Source organism: Stenotrophomonas sp. 2619 (assembly GCF_040548725.1).
GTDB classification, from domain to species: Bacteria; Pseudomonadota; Gammaproteobacteria; order Xanthomonadales; family Xanthomonadaceae; genus Stenotrophomonas; species Stenotrophomonas maltophilia_AP.
Genome location: NZ_JBEPSF010000011.1, coordinates 114,384 through 134,978, shown reverse-complemented (window position 1 = coordinate 134,978; position 20,595 = coordinate 114,384). Strand labels below are relative to the sequence as shown.

Genomic DNA, 20,595 nt, shown 5'->3' with positions numbered 1-20,595 from the left:
CCGACCTTGGCCGGCACCGTGCGTTGCGTAACCACAACGCGTGCAAAGAGGGAGGGAGGCGCCGGGCGCAAGCCAGGTAGCCGCTTCGATGCTGAAGATGATCTGCCTGACCGCTGCCCTTGGGCTGGCGCTGGGTTCGACCGCAACCGCGGCGGACCTGACCTTCGACGGCCGCACCGCGCGCGCCGATACGGCCGCCGAGGGTGGCTTCCGCCTGCAGGCCGCCGGCCAGACGGTGGCCATTGCCGCCCAGCCGATGCGCAGCCGCACCGACAGCGTGCTGTTCGATGCCCTGTTCGCGCTCGCCCAGCAGGAAATGGACGCCGACCGCGTGGATGCGATCCGCGACCCGGCGTTCAACCAGGGCAACCCGGTGCCGTGCGACTGCTTCCAGACCGGCGAGCGCTGGCCTTACGTGTGGACCCGCGATGTCAGCTTCGCGGCCGACCTGGCGCTGGCCCGGCTGGACCCACAACGCACTCGGCAGTCGCTGCAGTTCAAGCTGTCGCCCGCGCGCGACGGGCACACCCCGGGGCTGTTCGTGGCCCAGGACACCGGCTCCGGCGGCAGCTGGCCGATCAGCAGCGACCGGGTGGTGTGGTTCCTGGCTGCACGCCACCTGCTGGATGACCCGGCGTTCGCCGAGCAGACCTGGCAGGCGCTGCAGGCCACGCTGGCGCAGGACCGCGCAGCGGTGTTCGATGCGAACATCGGCCTGTACCGCGGCGAGACCTCGTTCCTGGACTGGCGCGAACAGACCTACCCGGACTGGACCCGCCAGGATGTCCGCTTCATCGGCGATTCGTTCGCGTTGTCCACCAACGTACTGCACTACCAGGCGCTGCGCCTGGCCGAGCAGCTGGCGCGCGCCCGCGGCGACGCCCGCGCCAGCGCGTACGCCGGCTGGGCCGACGCGTTGGCCACGCAGATCGACGCGCGCTTCTGGCGCGAAGATGCCGGCCTGTACATGAGCTACATCGGCGAAGCCGCGCATCCAGTGCCTTATGCCAAGTACGACCTGCTGGCGCTCTCGCTGGGCGTGCTGGCCGACGTGTTCCCGGCCGACCGCGCCCGCCGCGCGCTGGCCGCCTACCCGGCGGTGGAGGGCGGCAGCCCGGTGGTGTGGCCGCAGGAAGCGCAGCAGCCGATCTACCACAACCGCGCGGTCTGGCCGTTCGTCAGTGCGTATTCGCTGCGCGCCGCGCGCCGGCTGGACGATGCCGCCCGTATCCAACTGGAGATCGACTCACTGATGCGCGGCAGCGCGCTGGCCGGTTCCAACATGGAAAACTACGAGATGCGCCGCCTGGCCGTGCATGTCGACGAGGGCGCCTTGAGTGGCCCGGTGGTCAATTCGCCGCGCCAGCTGTGGTCGGTGGCCGGCTACCTGTCGATGGTGCTGGAAGGCGTGTTCGGCGTGGAGGCCGACGGCACGGTCGCCCCCAAACTGCCGACCGCGCTGGTGCCACAGCTGTTCGGCACGCGCCGCAGCATCGAACTGGACGACGGGCAGCGCCGCTACATCCTCACGCGCCCGCGCACGCTGGACGGCGACCTGCTGGTGGCAAAGACGGTCGTGCGCCAGGGCAACACCGTCACCGTGCAGTTGATGGCCCAGGCACCCGCCCCAGGGAGAGCCGCACCACGCCCGGCGGCTCCGGGCTCTGCAACCGCCTACGCCCCTGCCACGCCCGCCGCACCGACACCCACCGCGCGCGGCACGGCGTGGTCGATTCCGATTCCGGCCAACCACGTGCTGTGGCGCGACGGTCGCCCGGTAACCTCTGCCTCGCCGCTGCTGCTCACCGACGATGGCTACCAGCACTGTCTGAGCTTTACCCGCCGCGAGGGCGCGCTTGAATCGCTGCACAGCCCGACGACCTGCATCGGGCCGCAGCAGCGTCTGCGCGGTGCCACCACGTGGAACTGGACTTCCACTAACCCCACCCGGGTGCACGTACGCCTGCGCTATGACAACCCCAATGGGCCGATCAACACCGGCGTGACCGCTGCGGTGAAACAGCTGGTGGTGCAGTGCCCGGGCCAGCCGGCGCAGCGTGCCAGCGTGGTGATGCCGCACAGCGTGGGTCCGCAGGATTCCACCGCCGCCGAATTCGACCTGCCCGGCGGGCGCTGTCGCTTCACGCTGGAAGAGGGCTTCAATATGAGCGCATTGGCGCACTTTGCCACTTACAACGGCGGCAAGGGCGGGCGCGACGGCGTGCTCAACCAGGCCACGGTCAGTGCGCTGCTGATCGCGCCGATTGCCGCCACCGACGGGGATGCACGATGAGCCGCCCCGACAAGCCCACGCTGTCGTTCTGGCAGATCTGGAACATGTGCTTCGGCTTCATGGGCATCCAGTTCGGGTTCGCGCTGCAGAACGCCAATGCCAGCCGCATTTTCGAAACCCTCGGTGCGCCGATGGATGCCGTGCCCGGGCTGTGGATCGCCGCGCCGCTGACCGGGTTGCTGGTGCAGCCGGTGATCGGCTACTGGTCCGACCGCACCTGGACCCGCTGGGGCAGGCGTCGCCCTTACTTCATGATTGGCGCGGTGCTGACCACGCTGGCACTGCTGGTGATGCCCAACTCGCCCACGCTGTGGATCGCCGCCGGCACGCTGTGGGTGCTGGACGCATCCATCAATGTGTCGATGGAACCGTTCCGTGCCTTCGTCGGCGACCAGTTGGCGCCACGCCAACGGCCCACCGGCTACGCCATGCAGAGTTTCTTCATCGGCATCGGCGCGATCGTCGCCAGCTTCCTGCCCTTCGTGCTGGCGCACTTCGGCGTGGCCAACACCGCCGGGGCAGGGCAGGTGCCCGACACCGTGCGCTATGCGTTCTACGTGGGCGCGGTGGTGCTGCTCGCGGCGATCTGCTGGACGGTGTTCAGCACCCGCGAGTACGCGCCGGCCGAACTGGCCGGGTTCGCCGATGCCGAGCCGCCCGCGCACCAGACCGCTGCCGCCTTACGCGGGCCAGCACCCTGGCACCAGGCGGCGCTGTGGTTGGGGGTGGGCGTGGTACTGGCCGGGCTGATCGCCTGGCGCCAGGGCGACAAGATGCTGTACGTGCTGGCCGGCCTGTGTGCCGCCTACGGCGTGCTGCTGGGCCTGGCGCGGGTGCTCCCCGGCACCCATATGCTGGCGCAGATCGTGGGCGACCTGCGCACCATGCCGACCACCATGCGGCGGCTGGCCTGGGTGCAGTTCTTCTCGTGGTTCGCGCTGTTTGCGATGTGGATCTTCACCACCCGCGCGGTGGCCGGCGTCCACTTCGGTGCGACCGAGACCGAGTCGGCGGCCTATAACGAAGGCGCCAACTGGGTAGGCGTGCTGTTCGGGGCCTATAACGGCTTCGCGGCGCTGGCAGCGCTACTGATTCCGCCGATGGTGCGCGCGCTGGGGCTGCGCTGGAGCCATCTACTCAACCTGTGGCTGGGCGGTGCGGGGCTGATCTCGATGATGTTCGTCGACGATCCGCGCTGGCTGTTGCTGTCGATGGTCGGCGTGGGCTTCGCCTGGGCCTCGATCCTGTCGCTGCCGTACGCACTGCTGTCGGACAGCGTGCCGGCGGCCAAGATGGGCGTGTACATGGGCATTTTCAATTTCTTCATCGTGATCCCGCAGCTGGTGGCTGCCAGCGCGCTCGGCTTCGCCCTGCGTGCCTGGCTGGGTGGCCAGCCCATGCATGTGCTGGTGCTGGGCGGCTGCAGCCTGCTGGTGGCCGGTCTGTGCGTGCTGCGGGTTCCGTCCCGTCCGGAGGTGGTGTGATGCGTGGTGCGTTGTCTGTTGCTGTCCTGCTTGTTCTCTCCGCCGGCCAGGCCGTGGCCGGGCCACGCCCGGACTACATCGGTACCACCGAGCCGTTCGCCAGCGATGCGGTGTACTTCGTGGTGACCGATCGTTTCGTCAACGGGGATCCGTCCAACGACCACCGCGACCAGGGCGGCAAGCACCGCACCTTCGACATCCCGGTGCCGTGCCCGGACAAAGTGGACGGCAACATCGGCTACCTCGGCGGCGACTTCAAGGGCGTGCTGGACAATGCCGACTACATCCGCAAACTGGGCTTCGGCGCCGTGTGGATCACCCCGATCGTGGACAACCCCGACGAGGCGTTCACCGGCAGCAAGCCGATCAGTTGCACCAGCACCCTGACCGACCGCGGCAAGACCGGCTACCACGGCTACTGGGGCGTCGATTTCTACACGCTGGACGAGCACCTGCCCAGCGCCGACCTGGACTTCGCCGGGCTCACCCGCGGCCTGCACGCGGCCAAGCTGAAGGTGGTGCTGGACATCGTGGGCAACCACGGGTCGCCGGCCTGGACCATGCCGACGCGCCAGCCGCAGTTCGGCCAGATCTTCGACAAGGACGGCACCCTGATCGCCGACCACCAGAACCTGCCGCCGCAGCAGCTCGATCCGACGCACAACCGGCTGCATGCGTTCTACAACAGCATCGGCCCGGTCGACGGCAAGCACGGCTCGATCTTCGACGGCAACCTGGCCGAGCTGTCCGACTTCAACGAGCACAACCCGGCGGTGATGGACTACCTGGTGGGCGCCTACCTGCAGTGGACCGCGCAGGGCGTGGACGCACTGCGCATCGACACCATCGGCTGGCTGCCGCACCCGTGGTGGCACGAATTCGTGGGCCGCATCCGCGCCGCGCACCCGGGCATGTTCATGTTCGGCGAGGCGTTCGACTACGACGCCGGCAAGATCGCCGAGCACACCTGGCCGGCCAATGCCAACGTCAGCGTGCTGGATTTCCCGCTGCGCGGCGCGCTGTCGTCGGTGTTCGGCACGGAGCAGAAGGGCTTCGAGACGCTGGCCGAACCGCTGCACCTGGTGGGCGGTCCGTACGCCAACCCGTATGAGTTGATGAGCTTCTACGACAACCACGACATGGCGCGCCTGGATGCTACCGACGCCGGTTTCATCGACGCGCACAACTGGCTGTTCACCGCGCGCGGCATTCCGGTGCTGTACTACGGCTCGGAAACCGGCTTCATGCGCAGCCGCGCCGAGCACGCCGGCAACCGCGCCTACTTCGGCCAGCCGCGCGTGGATGCCGCGCCGCAGAGCCCGATCTTCGGCCCGCTGCAGCGCATCGCCACCCTGCGCGAGGCGATCCCGGCGCTGCAGCGCGGCCTGCAGGTCAATGAGCGCCTGCAGGGTGACGAAGCGGTGTTCTTCCGCGTGCTCCAGCACGGCGACACCACCCAGACCGCGCTGGTGCTGCTCAACAAGGGCGACGCCGCGCGTAGCATGGAGGTCCGCCGCTACCTGCAGCCGGGCCAGTGGCGCGATGCGTTGGACGGGGGTAGCCAGCAGGTGCGCGGCAGTCTGAAGGTTGAGGTGCCGGCACATGGGGTCAAGGTGTTTGTGCTGGACGCCCCGGTGAAGCAGCCGGACCTGCAGGCCGAACTGCAGCGGGCCGTGGCCGACCAGCAGGCGCGCAGCGCGCGCCTGGCCCGCTGACCGGTAGTGCCGGCCGCTGGCCGGCTTCCGGGACATCGGGGCGCAGTCGTGATGCCGGCCGCTGGCCGGCTTCCGGGACGCTGTGGCGCAGTCGTGATGCCGGCCAGCGGCCGGCACTACCGGTACAATTCCGGCCCGCCACGTCCCGACATGCTCCCCATGACCGAACTGCCCCCGCAAACGCCGATCGAAACCCTGCTGCAGTCCGCGATGGACGGCCAGTTGCCGATCGGGTTGTTCATGAAGGCCTTCGTGGCCTCCGAGGTGGTGCTGCTCACCGGCAGCCTGGTCACTCCGGACGGCAGCGGATTTGACCCGCTGCTGTTCGACAAGCAGGGCGTGCTGCACGTGGCCGTGTTCACCGACATGGCGCGCGTGGGTTTCCACAGCCAGCAGGCGCCGCATACGATCCGCATGCAGATGATCGAGGTGCTCAAGCGCGTACCCGGCGGGTACGGGGTGGTGGTCAACCCGGGCACGCGGCTGGGGCTGGAGCTGTCGGCGGCGGGGATCGGTGAGATTCTGAAGGATTTTGCTTGATCGACGGCTGGTTTTACGCGGCATCGACATTACTTAATCGGTCCTCGTCGCGAGGCGCCGGTCACACAATTTCTACACAGAACCCGTTGCTAGACTCGCCGCGTCGAAATTGGCGAATCTATGCAGACACAAATCTCCCGCGTCACCACCGGCATCCAGGGCCTGGATCAGATCCTCCGCGGCGGCTTCCCGCAAGGGCGGCTGTACCTGCTGGAAGGCCCGCCCGGGTCGGGCAAGACCACGCTGTCGCTGCAGTTCCTGCTGCAGGGGCTCAAGCAGGGCGAGCGCTGCCTGTACATCACCCTGTCCGAGACCGCCGAAGAACTGCGCGAAGTCGCCAGTGCGCACGGCTGGTCGCTGGACGGGCTGCACCTGTTCGAACTGGGCTCGGCCGAGGACGCGCTGGGCAACGGTCGGCTGCAGTCGGTGCTGCATTCGTGGGAAGTGGAGCTGGATGAAACGGTCAACCTGATCCTGGGCGAAGTGGACCGCATCGGGCCCAGCCGGGTGGTGTTCGACTCGCTCTCCGAGCTGCGCCTGCTGGCCCAGGATTCGCTGCGCTACCGTCGCCAGATCCTGGCGCTGAAACAGTTCTTCGCGCCCAAGAGCACCACCGTGTTCCTGGTCGATGACCTCACCTCCACCGCGGAAGACCGCGACGGGCAGCTGCACAGCCTGTGCCATGGCGTGGTGTCGCTGGAACGGCTGACCCTGGACTTCGGCCCCGCCCGGCGGCGGCTGCAGGTGCAGAAGCTGCGCGGCGTGGACTTCGTGGCCGGTTACCACGACATGGTGATCCGTGCCGGTGGCCTGGACGTGTTCCCGCGCCTGATCGCCAATCAGCACCACGACCAGTTCCACGGCACCCCGATCGGCAGTGGCGTGGACGAGATCGACAACCTGCTCGGCGGCGGTCCCCTGCGTGGCACCTGCACGCTGTTGACCGGCCCGGCCGGCAGCGGCAAGACCAACGTGGCGCTGCAGTACATCTGGGCCGCCTGCGAGCGGGGCGAACGCTGCTGCATCTTCGAGTTCGACGAGCGCGTGGGTACGCTGCTGGCGCGGGCCAGGGCGCTGGACATCGACCTGCACCGCCACCTGGAGTCGGGCCAGCTGGAAATCATGCAGATGGACCCGGCCGACATCTCGCCCGGTGAGTTTTCCTGGAACATCCAGCGGGCGGTCGAGGAGCGCGGTTGCAGCGTGCTGATGATCGACAGCCTCAACGGCTACGTGGCGGCCATGCCGCAGGAAAAGCAGCTCATGCTGCAGCTGCACGAGATGTTGTCCTACCTCAACCAGAAGGGCGTGGTCACGTTCCTGGTCAACCCGCAGCACGGTCTGGTGGGCACCATGTCCACGGGCAATCTCAACGTGTCCTACATTGCCGATGCGGTGATCCTGTTCCGCTTCTTTGAAGCGCAGGGACGGATCCGCAAGGCGATCTCGGTGATAAAGAACCGCGGGGGTGCGCACGAGGACACCATCCGCGAGCTCAAGATCGACGGCCGCGGGCTGTCGCTGAGCGGCCCGCTGAAGGAGTTCAAGGGGATCCTGACCGGTACTCCCGAATTCGTGGGCGACAGCGCAGCGCTCCTGGGCCATCCCTATGCCGGATGACGGCGGTGCGGGTGTGGTGCACATCGTTGCGCCGTTCGGGCGCGATGCCGACAGCATCGCCGCGGTGCTGCGCAGCGCGGGGCTGAGTACCGCCGTTTCGCCCAGCCTTGCCATATTGGCCGACGTGCTCGATGCGCACGCCGGCGCGGTCCTGGTGACCGAAGAAGCGGTTGCCAGCGGCACCGACGAGTTGCTGGCGGCGCTGGCCGGGCAACCCACTTGGTCCGATCTGCCGTTCATCCTGCTGCGTTCGCCGCGCGCCCACCGCCGCTCGCCCGCCGAAGGGCTGCTGCCGCGCGCGCTCAACGTGGTCGAGCTGGACCGCCCGCTGGGCAGCATCTCGCTGCTCAGTGCCGTGCAGGGTGCGCTGCGTGCGCGCGAGAAGCAGTACGTGGTGCGCGACCAGATGCAGGCGCTCGCCGACAGCCGCGTGGCGCTGGTCCGCAGCGAAGCCGAGCTGCGCCTGATCGCCGACGCCATGCCGGTGCTGATCGCCTTCGTCGACCGCTCGATGCACTACCGGTTTGCCAACAAAGCCTACGAGGCGTGGTTCGACCTGCCGGTCGGCAACGTCATCGGCCAGCACGTCAGCGCGGTGATCGGTGCCGAGGCGTGGGAGTCGCGCAAGCCGGCGATGGCGCGCGCCCTGGCCGGGCGCGAGTCGCTGTTCGAGACCAGCTGGCCGCGCCGGGATGGGCGCCGCCGCGATGTGGAGGTGCGCTACTCGCCCCGCTTCGGCGCCGATGGCAGCCCCGACGGCTTCCATGTGTTCGTCACCGACATCACCGCGTCCAAGGTGGCGTTGGAGGTCAGCCGGCAACACGCCCAGCAGCTGGAGGTGATGGTGGCCCAGCGCACCCGCGAGCTGGAAGCGCAGATGGCCGCGCGCGAAGCCAGCGAGGCGGCACTGCGCCAGTCGCAGAAGATGGAGGCCATCGGCCAGCTCACCGGTGGTATCGCGCACGATTTCAACAACATGCTCACCGGCATCCTGTCGGCGCTGGACATCGTGCGGCTGCGGCTTGAAAAGGGCCGCTACGACGACCTGGAACGCTTCCTGGATACCGCCACTGCGTCCAGCCAGCGTGCGGCCAGCCTCACCCAGCGCCTGTTGGCGTTCTCACGCCGGCAGTCGCTGGATTCCAAGCCGGTGGAGCTCAATGAACTGGTAGGTTCGCTGCAGCACCTGCTACGCAGCACGCTGGGCGAAACGGTGCACATCCAGACCCGGTTGGCGGCCGATCCGCTGCATGCCGCGCTGGACACCAACCAGTTCGAAAGCGCGGTGCTGAACCTGGCAATCAATGCACGCGATGCGATGCCCAATGGCGGCCAGCTGGAACTCAGCACGTCGCTGGTGCGGGTCGGCGAGGGGGTGTCGGCCACGATACCCGCCGGCGTCTACGCCGTGGTCGGGGTGGCCGACACCGGCACCGGCATGCCGCCGGAGGTGGTGGAGCGCGCGTTCGAGCCGTTCTTCACCACCAAGCCGATCGGCAAGGGCACCGGCCTGGGCATGTCGATGGTGTATGGCTTCATGCAGCAGTCCGGTGGCCACATCGCCATCGACTCGGTGCCCGGCCAGGGCACCACCATTTCGCTGTATATCCCGCTGGCCGAGCCTGCGGCGGAGCCGGACGCGGTCGTCAGTGCGGCCGAGGTCTCGCTGGGCGCCGGCCAGTCCATCCTGGTGGTCGAAGACGACGAACAGGTGCGCATGCTGGTGACGGTGGTGCTGGAGGACCTCGGCTATCAGGTGGAGGTGGTGGGCGATGCCAATGGCGCGATCCCGATCCTGCAGTCCGCGCGCGGCATCGACCTGCTCATTACCGACGTCGGGCTGCCTGGGCTTAACGGCCGCCAGCTGGCCGAGATCGCGCGACAGTCGCGCCCGGTGTTGCCGATCTTGTTCATGACCGGCTATGCGGAAAAGGCGCAGGAGCGCGCGGCGTTCCTGGAAGCGGGCATGGCGATGATCGCCAAACCCTTCCTGCTCGATGAGTTCAGTGCGGCAGTAAGGCAATCCCTCGCGTAGAGCGGGGCGTTGCCCCGCTGCTCCATTGCCGCTGTACCCGACAGCCGGGTAGAACCCGGCGCTACAGGCTGACCTTGCGCCGGTTGTCGTCGCTGACCCGGTCGATCAACTTGTTGTACGGATCAAACCCGGCCTCGTCCGGCTTGCCGTCCACCACCACGGTGACCGTCGGCGCCGCCTCGGTAATGTGGTGGCGTTGCAGGTACAGCACCTTCTGGTCGCGCTCCTTGCCCGAGGGGGCGTTGGCGAACACGCCCACCTCGATCCAGTCGTCCATCCTGCCGGCGGTCTCCTTGCCGCCGCCGTCGGCGTAGCGCTTCTCGGCGTGCAGCGTCAGGGTGACCTCGTAGGTACCATCGGCACGCTTGCGCGCCTTGGCGTCCAGCAGCCGGTTGTCGTACAGGGTGATCTTCTCGAACAGGTCGGTGACCACCTGCTGGCGGTCGGCCGGGGTCTCGGCGCGGATGTAGCCCAACAGCTCGCGTGAGGTGGTGTAGGGCGGCTGCTGGTAGCCCTTGTCCTGCAGGAAGCGCTTGAGCGCGCGGTTGAGCGCGGCCTCGCCGATCTCCTCGCGCAGGCGGTAGAACACCAGCGAGCCCTTCTCGTAGTGGATGTACTGCTGGTTCTCCACCCGCTCCAGCGGCAGCTCCTCGATGCGCTCGCCGCCGCGCCCGGCCAGGTAGCGGTCCAGCTCGGTCTTGAGGAACTGGCGCATGTGCGCGCGGCCGTACGTCTTCTCCATCACCATCAGCGCCGAGTACTGCGACAGCGACTCGGACAGCACCGTGGCACCCTGCACATTGGCGCCGATCACCTGGTGCGCCCACCACTGGTGCGCGATCTCGTGCGCGGTCACGTAGAACACGTAGTCGATCTTGTCCGGGTCGCGCAGGTCGGCGATGAAGCCGATCGACTCGGAGTAGGGGATGGTGTTGGCGAAGGACTGCGCGAAGCTCTGGTAGCCGGGGAACTCGATGATGCGCACCTGGCGGTGCTGGTACGGGGTGAAGTTGGCCTCGTAGTACGCCAGCGACTTCTGCACCGCCTCGATCATCCGGTCCACGTTGTAGCCGTGGCGGGGGTCGTAGTACACCTCGATCGGGATGTCCTTGTACATGCCGCGCTTGACCTCCCAACGCGCGGACAGGTAGGCGTAGAAGTTGAGCATCGGCCGGTCCATGGCATAGCGGAAGCAGCGCCGCCCATCCACCGTCTTCTCCTCCTGCAGGTAGCCGGGCGCCAGTGCGATCTGGTCCGGCGCGGTGCAGATGGTGGTGCGGAAGTCGAGCCAGTCGGCGTCATCGGAGATATAGGTGTTGGCGCGCGCAGCCTCATCCTCCAGCTTGGGCATGCGGGTCGGCTCGCCCAGCCCGCGCTTGCGGCGTTCGTTGCGATCCTCCAGCTCGTTGCCTTCGTCGTAGCCGAACGAGGGCAGCATGCGGCTGTTGAAGAAGCTGCCGTTGGCCACCAGGTTGCTCGGCGCCTGGCCGGCGGTGATGCCGTTGGGGTGCTGGTCCACGCGGAAGTGCACGCGGCGTTCTTCACCCGGCTGCAGCGGCGTTGCCAGGCGGTAGATGCGGTAGCCCAGGTCCACGTCGTGGAAGGCCAGCGTCTGCCCGCCCAGGTCCACCGCCACCAGCTGGCGGTCATCGCCCATCGCAATATGGATGTCGGTGATCGGCGTGGCGTGGGTGTTGCGCACCGTCCAGTCGGCGTCGATGGTGACCGACTGGGTCTCCGGGTGCAGGTCCACGCGGTTGTCCACCGCGGTGATGCGCGGTTGGGGCAGGTGGCGGTACTTGGACAGCTCGCGCTCGTAGCGCACCTGCAGGTCGCGCTGCTGGTCCGGAGAGAGGAACGGATTGCGGATGTTGGTGTTCCAGTACAGCCAGCCGCCCACCGCGACGAACGCCAGCAAGGCCGCCACGGCGCCCACACCGGCGGGGCCGCGCAGGCGGCGACCGGCCAGGGCGAGACGCTGGCGCAGGCCCATGCCCACTCCGCGTACCCAGAACGCCGACGCCAGGCACAGCAGCGCCACCAGCAACAGCCCCCAGTAGCCCTGGAAGGCCAGCTGCCCGGTCAGGAAGTGGCCGAAGCCGTTCATGTCCGAATACGGCGCGTTGGGCCAGTTGCCGAAGTTGTAGAGGTTCTGGGTGTAGTCCAGCAGCCCCAGCGCCACCTGGCCGATCATCACCACGATCAGCAGCGCATAGCCGAGGAATTTGTTGTTGGTCAGTACCTGCAGCACCAGCGCCATGCCGCCCATCAGCACGTAGAACACCGAGCCCAGCGCCAGCGTTTGGAGGTACACCAACGGTTCGAGATGGGTGTAACCCTTGCCCAGCTGCAGCGCCATCGAGGCCAGCGCGCCGATCGCCTGGAAGCACACGATCACCATCACCAGCACGCTGAACTTGGCCAGCAGCGGAACCCAGTTGGGCACCGGCATGGCGTCGTTGACTTCATTGAGCCGTGCGGTGCGCTCCTTCCACACCAGCTCGCCCGCGTAGAACAGCACGATGATCACCAGCAGCCAGCTGTAGGCGCCCTGCAGCGCGCCGAGCATTTCGGCGGTCACCGGGTAGATCGGCGTGCCGTACAGCGTCTCCTGCGACAACGCGCCCGGGATGAAGTTGGCCAGGCCCAGCACCAGCAGCACCAGGAACGGCACGCTGCGCAGCACGCCGGCGGTGTCGAAGCGGACCTGGCGCAGGTACTGCCGCCAGCCGGTCGCGGCGCCGAACGCCGGGTGGATGCGAGGCACGGTGAGCTGCGTGGGACGCGTGGCGGCCGCAGCAGGCGCCGCCGGCTTGCGGCCCCAGCGCCGGCGCCCACTGCCGCTGCGCTCGGTGCGGAACAGCGCAAAGGTCGCCGCGAACAGCGCCGCCGCCACCCCGAGCCACAGGACGCGGTTGGCCAGCACGTAGCCGGCCAGCTGCGGCAGCTGGGTGTTGCTCTGCTCGGTCGCCCAGTAGCGCACCGTGCGGCCCAGCGCACGCATGCCCAGCGGTTCGGCCAGCGTGGCGATCCAGGTGTTGTCGATGTCGCGCAGCAGCGAGGCACTCACCCCGTACAGCACGAAGTAGCCCACCAGCCCGATGTAGACCCACAGGATCGAGCGGGTCAGCGCGGCCAGCATCGCCAGCAACGCAGTGGTGAACACCAGGTTGGGCAGCACGATCACCGCGAACGTCCACGCGTAGGCGCGCAGCGAGGTGGGCCCCAAGCGCGCCGGGTCCACCCACGGCATCAACGGGGCCAGCAGCAGGCCCAGCGCGATGATCACGTAGAACAGCAGGCCGGCGCACAGCGCGGCCAGGATGCGCCCGGCCAGGTAGTCGCGGCGTTTGATCGGGCTGGCGAAGATCAGCTCGGCGGTGCCCAGCTCGAAGTCGCGCAGCAGGGCGTTGCTCACCAGCAGCGCGGACACCAGCATGCCCATCATGGTGAAGATGCCCATGAAGCGGGCAATCACGATCGGGGCGTTGCTGTGCACGTTGCCGGCACCCCCGCCGATCTGCACGGCATCGCTGGAGGCCGCGGCGAAGGCCAGCGCGGCAAACAGCACCGACAGCAGCCACAGCAGCGGGGAACGGAGCTGCTCGCGCAGCTCGAAGCGGAAGAAGGCAGTGATCATGGGCGCGCTCCGGTCAGGCGGCCCGCGACTGCAGGCGCAGTCGCTGGAAATACACATCCTCGAGGTCCGGGGCCACCGGCTGGAACCCGTCACCGGGATCGCTGGCGCTGTGCACGTGAATCACCGGGCGGCCGCCCACCAGACGGGTGGACAGCACCACATGGTTGGCTTCGTAGGTGGCCAGTTCGGCACTGTCCACCTGCTTGCGCCAGACCTGCTGCTGCAGCGCGTCGATGGCATCGCTCGGCTTGCCGGTCAGCAGCACCTGGCCCTTGTTCATGATGGCCATGCTCGGGCACAGGTCGGTGACGTCTTCGACGATATGGGTGGACAGGATCACCGCCACGTTCTCGCCGATGGCCGCCAGCAGGTTCAAGAACCGGTTGCGTTCTTCGGGGTCCAGGCCGGCGGTCGGCTCATCGACGATGACCAGCCGCGGGTCGCCCAGCAAGGCCTGGGCGATGCCGAAGCGCTGGCGCATGCCGCCCGAATAGGTGCCCAGCTTGCGCTTGCGGGCATCCCACAGATTCACCTGCTGCAGCAGCCCGTCCACCACCTCGCGGCGCTGCGCCTTGTGGGTGATGCCCTTGAGCACGGCGAAGTGGTCCAGCAGATCCAATGCACTGACCTTGGGGTACACCCCGAAATCCTGCGGCAGGTAGCCCAGCCGGCGGCGCACCGCGTCCTTGTCGCGCAGCACGTCGATGACCGGCTCGCCGGGAATCTCCAGGGTCACGCTGCCGCTGTCGGCTTCCTGCAGCGTGGACAGCGTGCGCATCAACGACGACTTGCCCGCGCCGTTGGGGCCGAGCAGCCCGAACATGCCGCGCGGAATGTCGAGGGTGACGCCGTTGAGTGCGTGCACGCCGTTGGCGTAGGTCTTGGACAGCGAGCGGATCTCAAGCATGCGTCGGACACCTTCCCCTGAATGGTGAACGACTTATCCCGGCAAAGCCGCCCGGCCACATCCGCCGTAAGTCATGGGTACGGTCCGCCAGCGGGGCGCATTCGCTCCCGGGCCGATGCGCTTCATCGCGGCCAGGCCGGTTTCATCGCGCCGCGCTGGCGCCTGGCAAGGCGGGCAGGCAGGCTGGGTCATCCACCGCAGGAGCGTGCCATGCCCATCCACCTCCGCCTGACCCGCATGGCCCTGCGCGGCGGCGCGTTGTCCGCGCTGCTGACCAGCAGCGTACTGGCCAGCGCTGCGCCCGCGCCCGAGGTCGCCACCGCCGCGCAGTGCGCGCTGGGCAGCTACCGCATGGCCGATGGCGGCAGCCTGGACATCGGGCCCGCGGCAGTCGCTGGACAACTGCGCTGGCGACTCCCGAACGGGCGCACCGGGCGGCTGCAGGCGCACGGAAATCGTCGCTGGGGCAGTACGCTGGGCTGGACCGACCGCGCCGATGGCCATACGGTCGAGTTGCCTGCGTGCGGCAGCACGGCCATCCGCTTCGATGGCCAGCGTGGCGAGCGCATCGCACTGGTGCAGACCGACACCCGCTTCGTGTCCGGCAGCGTCACGCTGGCCGGGCGGCTGACCTTGCCACCGGGCACCGGCCCGGTGCCGATCGTGGTGCTGGTGCACGGCGCCGAGCACGATGCCGCGCTGCCGACCTATTCGCTGCAACGCGAATTCGCCGCCGCCGGGATCGGCGTGTTCGCCTACGACAAGCGCGGTACCGGTGATTCGGGCGGGCGCTACACCCAGAACTACCTGACCCTGGCCAACGACGCCATCCACGCCGCGCGCCAGGCCCGCCGCCTGGCGGGTGCGCGGGGCGGCCGGCTCGGTTACCAGGGTGGCAGCCAGGGCGGGTGGGTGGCGCCGCTGGCCGCGCGCATCGAACCGGTCGACTTCGTCATCGTCAGTTTCGGGCTGGCGGTATCGCCGCTGGAGGAAGATCGCGAAGCCATCGCCTATGACATGGCGCGCGCAGGCGTGGGCGCCGACGACACCGCCAAGGCGATGGAGGTGGCCGACGCGTCGGCGGCCATTGTCGGCAGCGGCTTCACCGACGGCTTCACGCAGTTGGCGTCCGTCAAAGCCCGTTACGGCCGCCTGCCGTGGTTCAAGGCGGTGCGCGGCAACATCAGTGGCTACCTGCTGGCGACCCCGGAAGCGACAGTGCGCGTCGACGGCCCGCGCCTGCTCGAGGGCATGCCGGCCGACTACGACCCGCTGCCGGTGCTGGAGCACCTGGACGTGCCGCAGCTGTGGCTGCTGGCCGGGCAGGATCGCGATGCGCCGCCGGGGCAAACCCTGCGCCGGCTGGCCCACCTGCAAGGCGAGGGCCGCCCGATCCGCACTGCGGTGTTTCCCGATGCCGACCACGGCATGTACGCGTTCGAACACGACGCGGCCGGCGAGCGCGTCTCCACCCGCCAGCCGGACGGCTACCTGCGCCTGATGCAGGACTTCATCCTGGCGCGGCCGTTGGCGGCGTCCTACGGTGCGGCACGGGTGGAGGCGGGGCCGCGCTCAACGTCGCCGTGACGACTCGCGCAGCACCTGCTTCACCGGAATGGTCTGCCCGTCCACCGGCGCGCCGCTGATCAGCGCCAGCAGCTTTTCCACCAGCAGCTGCCCGGCCTGTTTGGTGTCCTGCTGCACGGTGGTGAGCGACGGCGACACCGATGCGGCCAGCGGGATATCGTCGAAGCCGGCCAGGGCCACATCCTCCGGCACGCGCAGCCCGTGCTCGCGCAACGCCCGCATGGCGCCGATGGCGATCAGGTCGCTGGCCGCGAACACGCCATCCAGCGTCTCGCCGCGTGCCAGCAACGCCTGGCAGGCATCGAACCCGTCCTGCTCGGTGGTGATCGCGTCGTGCTGCAGGCCCGGTTCGGCGTCGATGCCGCGTGCCGCCATCGCCGCCACGTGGCCGCGGTAGCGCTCCTCGAACTCGGGGTAGTGGCTGGACGCGTGGCCGATGAAGGCGATCCGCTGGCAGCCCTGGTCGAGCAGGTGGGCGGTGATGTCGAATCCGCCCTGGAAATTGTCGCTGCCGATCGAGACCCCGGGCTGGTCGGGCAGGGCCGCGCCCCAGCGCACGAAGTGGGTGCCCTGTTCAACCAGCCGCTGCAGCCGCTCGCGCGACTCGTGGTAGTCGCCATAGCCGAGCAGGATGATGCCGTCGGCCTTGTTGCTGTCTTCGTAGTCGGCCTGCCAGTCGGTGGACAGCTGCTGGAAGGACACCAGCAAGTCGTAGCCGCGCAGCGCGCAGGCGCGGGTGATCGAGCCCAGCATGGCGTGGAAGAACGGGTTGATCAGCGAGTCGTCGTTGGTGGGGTCTTCGAAGAACAGCAGGGCCAGGGTGCCGGCATTGCGCAGGCGCAGGCTGGAGGCGTTCTTGTCGACCTTGTAGTTCAGCTCCCGGGCGATGCGCAGGATGCGCTCGCGGGTTTCCGGGTTGACCATCGGGCTGCCGCGCAGGGCGCGCGAGACGGTCGGTTGCGATACCCCGGCCAGGTGGGCGATGTCCAGGGAGGTGGCTTTACCGCGGATGGTCATTGCTGGGTACGGCGGGGACGACGACCTGCATGATGCCATGCGGCACGGCAGGGCGCCGCCGGGCTGGCGGGCCTGGCGCGTGCCACCCGCACTGACGCGCTTTTTGCGATGGACAGGCGGCGCGGGCGGGCGATAGAGTTGCGCCACAAGGGCCGACACGACGGGACAGGGCAGTGGCACGCGACGGATCCGGGATCGATCTGCAGGAGCGGGGCCATGGCTGAAGCAGGCGTACTGTTACAGCAGATACTGGATCGTCCAGCGGTTCAGCAAGGGGCCGTTGAGGCCTGCCGGCACGCCGCGATGACGCGGCATCGACACCTGCGAATTTCCCGCGGCGTTTCATTGCTGATTCCCACGCTCACCGTCGCAGCGGCGCTGGCCTCTGGGCCCCTGGGCGCTCATCCACCGTCGGTGGTGAGTGCCGCCGATCTTGAAGGACGCATCCTCACCCTGCTGTCTGGCCAAGGGGGCAAGGGATGGACGGGCATTCCGCCGCAGACGATGGCGCAGGCCATCGGGGTCGAGCTGGTCCGGGAAGGTGATTCGGCCACCGCAGTAAAGGGCGGGGGAGAAACCAGGGACGGGTGGTCCTTCTGGGTGTACTCGGACGTTCGCCATGGCGGCCATCAGACACGCCTGGACACCTATGTCAGCGATCCTGCCAGCGTGTGTACGTTTCCTGCCGGCCCTTTTGCACGCAAGCTGACCTCGATCGGGCTGACGGGCGTTCCCGTTCGGGGCCTGCTGCCCGAGACCTGGTACCTCGAAGGAAGAAACGTCAACCTGACGGTAAGGACATACACCAGTACTGTGAACGGTCACCGGCAGCAGTGCATGGAAATGATCAGCATCGGCCCCCCGGAGTTCTGAACATGGTGGCAGACGGCGCCATCCCGCCGCACCGGCGGGCGGGGAAGGCTGCCCTGAACGCCCGGGTTCCCAGCCCGCCGGAAGGGGGCTGGGGCCCCATTCGCAGAGTCGGCCTTGGGGCGTCGTGGGCCGTCATCATTGACGTCTGCTTGCATTCTGGCGCCCTCCATCGAACTTTTCGTTGTCGCGCCCGGCGGGCGGTCAAGGCCGGTTCCAGTGGTACCATGGCGGCCAAGTACCCAACGAATCACCCCCCGCAGGGCCGCCGCATCCCGGCATCGATCCGCTTGTGCGATGACACCAGGCGGCCCTCGGACAACGGAAGAGCAACCCTATGGCGCGCGGCATCAATAAAGTCATCCTGGTCGGCAACCTCGGCAACGACCCGGACGTGAAGTACACCCAAGGCGGCATGGCGATCACCCGCATCAGCCTGGCCACCACCAGCGTCCGCAAGGACAAGGATGGCAACCAGCAGGAGCGTACCGAATGGCACCGCGTGGTGTTCTTCGGCAAGCTCGGTGAAATCGCCGGCGAATACCTGCGCAAGGGCAGCTCGGTCTACGTCGAAGGCAGCCTGCGGTACGACAAGTACACCGGCCAGGACGGCGTGGAGAAGTACTCCACCGACATCATCGCTGACGAAATGCAGATGCTGGGCGGCCGTGGTGAAGGCGGCGGTGGCGGCGGTGCAGGCGCCGGTGCTGGTGGCAACTACGGCGGCGGCGAGCGCCCGCAGCGCCAGCAGGCCCCGCGCCAGGAATACGGCGGTGGTGGTGGTGGCGGCGGTCAGCGCCAGGGCGGGCAGGGCGGTGGTTACGGCCAGCAGCGCCCGCAGCAGCAGCCGCAGCAGCCGGCCCCGCCGATGGACGACTTCGCCGATGACGACATCCCGTTCTAAGAACACGTGGCTGTAAGCGTCGATAAAGATCCGACAGGAGCCCCATTCGTGGGGCTCCTTTTTTTGTGCTTTCTTGCCTGGAAAGAAGGTCAGGCATGGTCATGCATACATGACTTACGGATGCGTAGACGGCAATCCACTCAGCTTCCGGGACCCGTTGGGCCTCTCCAGGGAGATCCGGATCACGGGGTACGTTGATCCCATTATTCACGGCGGGGCAAGGGCAGATCCGGACCGTCCCGGGATGCTCGATGCGGCCTGAGGTGTGACTGGACCTATCCCCAGCATTGGCGGGGGCGGCAAAAACCCCGACTACGCCAACCCTGGTCAGTATTCTCCCTTCCAGCTGAAATCGCCGGAGCCCCGATGAAACCAGGAATGTCCGTGGTCACCCTTGTCGTTGTCGCCATTGCGACGGCCGGTTGCAGCGGCGAGCCGCGCGGCCCGAACGCCAGTGAACAACGAAGTCCGAGCGATGCTTTCGTGATTCCTGACGAGGAGCGAGCGACCGTCGAGCTGGCCGCCAACCAAGGGGATGTCGCAGCCGTGAAGCGGCTGATCGACCATTACGAGGCCCTTTCGGGGAGTGACGAGGATGCCGCGAAGTGGAAGGCAGTGGCGCGGGAGCGTGGCGATTGGCAGCAACTGAATTACTACGCGGCGAGCACATTGACCGCCGCGAGGCGAGAGAACGACCCGGCGAAGCGACGTGCGATGGTGGTCGATGCCTTGGCGGCGGCTAGGCGTTCGAACGCAAGCAACGCCAATCCGTCGGCACAGAAGCTCATTCGCGAGGGAACTCGGGCCATGGAGGCCGAACAGTAGCGCGAAGGGCATGCGAAGCACCGACGTGCCTGTTCGCACACCCGTAGAGCCGACCGTTGGTCGGCTTCTCCCAGCGCCCGACGATACCGACGTAGGCCCCAGTGTCGAGCCGACGGTGTCCATGGGCATGGTGCTCCGCAGCATGGTTTTTAGTGCACTGCGTCTTGCAAAAAAAAGACCCGCTCCTCTATGGTGCAATCGATTGCATTAAACCGAATCGTCAGCGTGTGATACCGGTTGGGAGGCCGGAAAGTGGATGCCTATCCATTCGATCGGACCAGGCCCGGGCCCGCGGCTCACACGGCGCGAGGCGCTGCGCATGGCGGTGGCCGGGAGCGTTGGGCTGGGGGCGGCGGGCGTTCTGCCCGCGTTTGCAGCTGCCGCGCCGCTCAAGGGCAACCTGAAGCATTCCGTCGCCCGCTGGACCTTCCCGCAGCAATCGATCGCCCAGCTCTGCCAGACGGTGAAAGGCATCGGGTTCGCCGCCATCGATCTGGTAGGGCCGGAGGACTGGCCCACGCTGAAGGCCCATGGCGTGTACAGCGCGATGTGCAACGGCGCGGAGCTGGGCCTGACCCAGGGCTTTGCCGGCCGCGCGTTCCACGATCAGCTGGTCGAGCGTTACACGCGGCATATCGACCTGGTGGCCGAGGCCGGCTATCGCAACCTCATCTGTTTCTCCGGCAACCGCAACGGCATGGACCCCCACGAGGGCATGGCCCATGCCGAGGCAGGGCTCAAACGCATCCTCGGGCATGCCGAGCGGCGCGGCGTGGTGCTGGTGATGGAGTTGTTGAACTCCAAAGTCGATCATCCCGACTACCTGTGCGACCACACCGCATGGGGCGTCGAGCTGTGCCGACGGCTCGGCTCGGAGCATTTCGGCCTGCTGTACGACATCTACCACATGCAGATCATGGAGGGCGACATCATCGCCACCATTGGCAGGCATCACGCGTACTTCAAGCACTACCACACCGCGGGCGTGCCTGGCCGACACGAGATCGGCGACCAGCAGGAGCTCCACTATCCCGCCATCTGTCGCGCGATCCGCGACACCGGTTTCGATGGGTATCTGGCGCAGGAGTTCATGCCTGCCGCGCCGGATCCTGTCGGCTCGCTGCGCGAGGCGATCCGCCTCTGCGATGTCTGAAACGC

14 protein-coding genes are annotated in these 20,595 nt (G+C 67.8%); 11 read left to right on the top strand and 3 right to left on the bottom strand.

Going from position 1 to position 20,595, the window contains the following annotated elements; all coding sequences use genetic code 11:
- Positions 1–88 precede the first annotated feature (88 nt).
- From ABIA71_RS12705 to ABIA71_RS12680, 6 genes are all read left to right on the top strand, one after another.
- Complete coding sequence (locus tag ABIA71_RS12705) at positions 89–2,293, top strand: alpha-L-rhamnosidase-related protein (protein WP_354285532.1); 2,205 nt, start codon at positions 89–91, stop codon at positions 2,291–2,293.
- Entirely contained in the window at positions 2,290–3,777 is a 1,488-nt protein-coding gene (locus ABIA71_RS12700) for an MFS transporter (protein ID WP_354285530.1), read from the top strand. Before ABIA71_RS12705 ends, ABIA71_RS12700 begins: the two co-directional genes overlap by 4 nt.
- Positions 3,777–5,492 carry an alpha-amylase family glycosyl hydrolase gene (locus ABIA71_RS12695; RefSeq protein WP_354285528.1) on the top strand — a complete coding sequence of 572 codons (1,716 nt, stop codon included), beginning with the start codon at positions 3,777–3,779 and terminating at the stop codon, positions 5,490–5,492. The genes ABIA71_RS12700 and ABIA71_RS12695 overlap by 1 nt, the downstream gene beginning before the upstream one ends.
- A gap of 159 nt (positions 5,493–5,651) precedes the next feature.
- Positions 5,652–6,032 (top strand): SseB family protein, encoded by a 381-nt coding sequence (locus ABIA71_RS12690; RefSeq protein WP_354285527.1) that lies wholly within the window; start codon positions 5,652–5,654, stop codon positions 6,030–6,032.
- Positions 6,033–6,140: 108 nt separating this feature from the next.
- Positions 6,141–7,652, top strand: a complete 1,512-nt coding sequence (locus ABIA71_RS12685) for a DUF7125 family protein (protein ID WP_354285590.1) — start codon at positions 6,141–6,143, stop codon at positions 7,650–7,652.
- Positions 7,642–9,687: a hybrid sensor histidine kinase/response regulator gene (locus ABIA71_RS12680; RefSeq protein WP_354285525.1), complete on the top strand. Its 2,046-nt coding sequence runs from the start codon at positions 7,642–7,644 to the stop codon at positions 9,685–9,687. The genes ABIA71_RS12685 and ABIA71_RS12680 overlap by 11 nt, the downstream gene beginning before the upstream one ends.
- A 61-nt stretch (positions 9,688–9,748) precedes the next feature.
- Here ABIA71_RS12680 and ABIA71_RS12675 read toward each other — a convergent pair whose 3' ends face one another.
- A complete protein-coding gene (locus ABIA71_RS12675) occupies positions 9,749–13,327 on the bottom strand; it encodes an ABC transporter permease/M1 family aminopeptidase (protein WP_354285523.1) in 3,579 nt (1,192 codons plus the stop codon).
- 13 nt (positions 13,328–13,340) lie between these two features.
- The gene (locus tag ABIA71_RS12670) at positions 13,341–14,234 is read right to left on the bottom strand and encodes an ABC transporter ATP-binding protein (RefSeq protein ID WP_354285521.1); all 894 of its coding nucleotides are present in this window, start codon (positions 14,232–14,234) and stop codon (positions 13,341–13,343) included.
- A gap of 210 nt (positions 14,235–14,444) precedes the next feature.
- Between ABIA71_RS12670 and ABIA71_RS12665 the strand changes: the two genes are divergently transcribed.
- Positions 14,445–15,821 carry an alpha/beta hydrolase family protein gene (locus tag ABIA71_RS12665; RefSeq protein ID WP_354285519.1) on the top strand — a complete coding sequence of 459 codons (1,377 nt, stop codon included), beginning with the start codon at positions 14,445–14,447 and terminating at the stop codon, positions 15,819–15,821.
- Here the strand turns inward: ABIA71_RS12665 and ABIA71_RS12660 are convergent.
- Positions 15,807–16,838, bottom strand: coding sequence for a LacI family DNA-binding transcriptional regulator (locus ABIA71_RS12660; RefSeq protein ID WP_354285518.1), 1,032 nt, complete (start codon positions 16,836–16,838; stop codon positions 15,807–15,809). The two genes, ABIA71_RS12665 and ABIA71_RS12660, sit on opposite strands and share 15 nt — an antisense overlap.
- A 216-nt stretch (positions 16,839–17,054) precedes the next feature.
- Between ABIA71_RS12660 and ABIA71_RS12655 the strand changes: the two genes are divergently transcribed.
- The 4 genes from ABIA71_RS12655 to ABIA71_RS12640 all read left to right on the top strand — a co-directional run bounded on the left by ABIA71_RS12655 (position 17,055) and on the right by ABIA71_RS12640 (position 20,590).
- Positions 17,055–17,711, top strand: coding sequence for a hypothetical protein (locus ABIA71_RS12655; protein WP_354285516.1), 657 nt, complete (start codon positions 17,055–17,057; stop codon positions 17,709–17,711).
- A gap of 334 nt (positions 17,712–18,045) precedes the next feature.
- Positions 18,046–18,612: a single-stranded DNA-binding protein gene (locus ABIA71_RS12650; RefSeq protein WP_038689838.1), complete on the top strand. Its 567-nt coding sequence runs from the start codon at positions 18,046–18,048 to the stop codon at positions 18,610–18,612.
- A gap of 378 nt (positions 18,613–18,990) precedes the next feature.
- Positions 18,991–19,437, top strand: a complete 447-nt coding sequence (locus ABIA71_RS12645) for a hypothetical protein (protein WP_354285514.1) — start codon at positions 18,991–18,993, stop codon at positions 19,435–19,437.
- 256 nt (positions 19,438–19,693) lie between these two features.
- Complete coding sequence (locus ABIA71_RS12640; RefSeq protein WP_354285512.1) at positions 19,694–20,590, top strand: hydroxypyruvate isomerase family protein; 897 nt, start codon at positions 19,694–19,696, stop codon at positions 20,588–20,590.
- Positions 20,591–20,595: the final 5 nt, after the last annotated feature.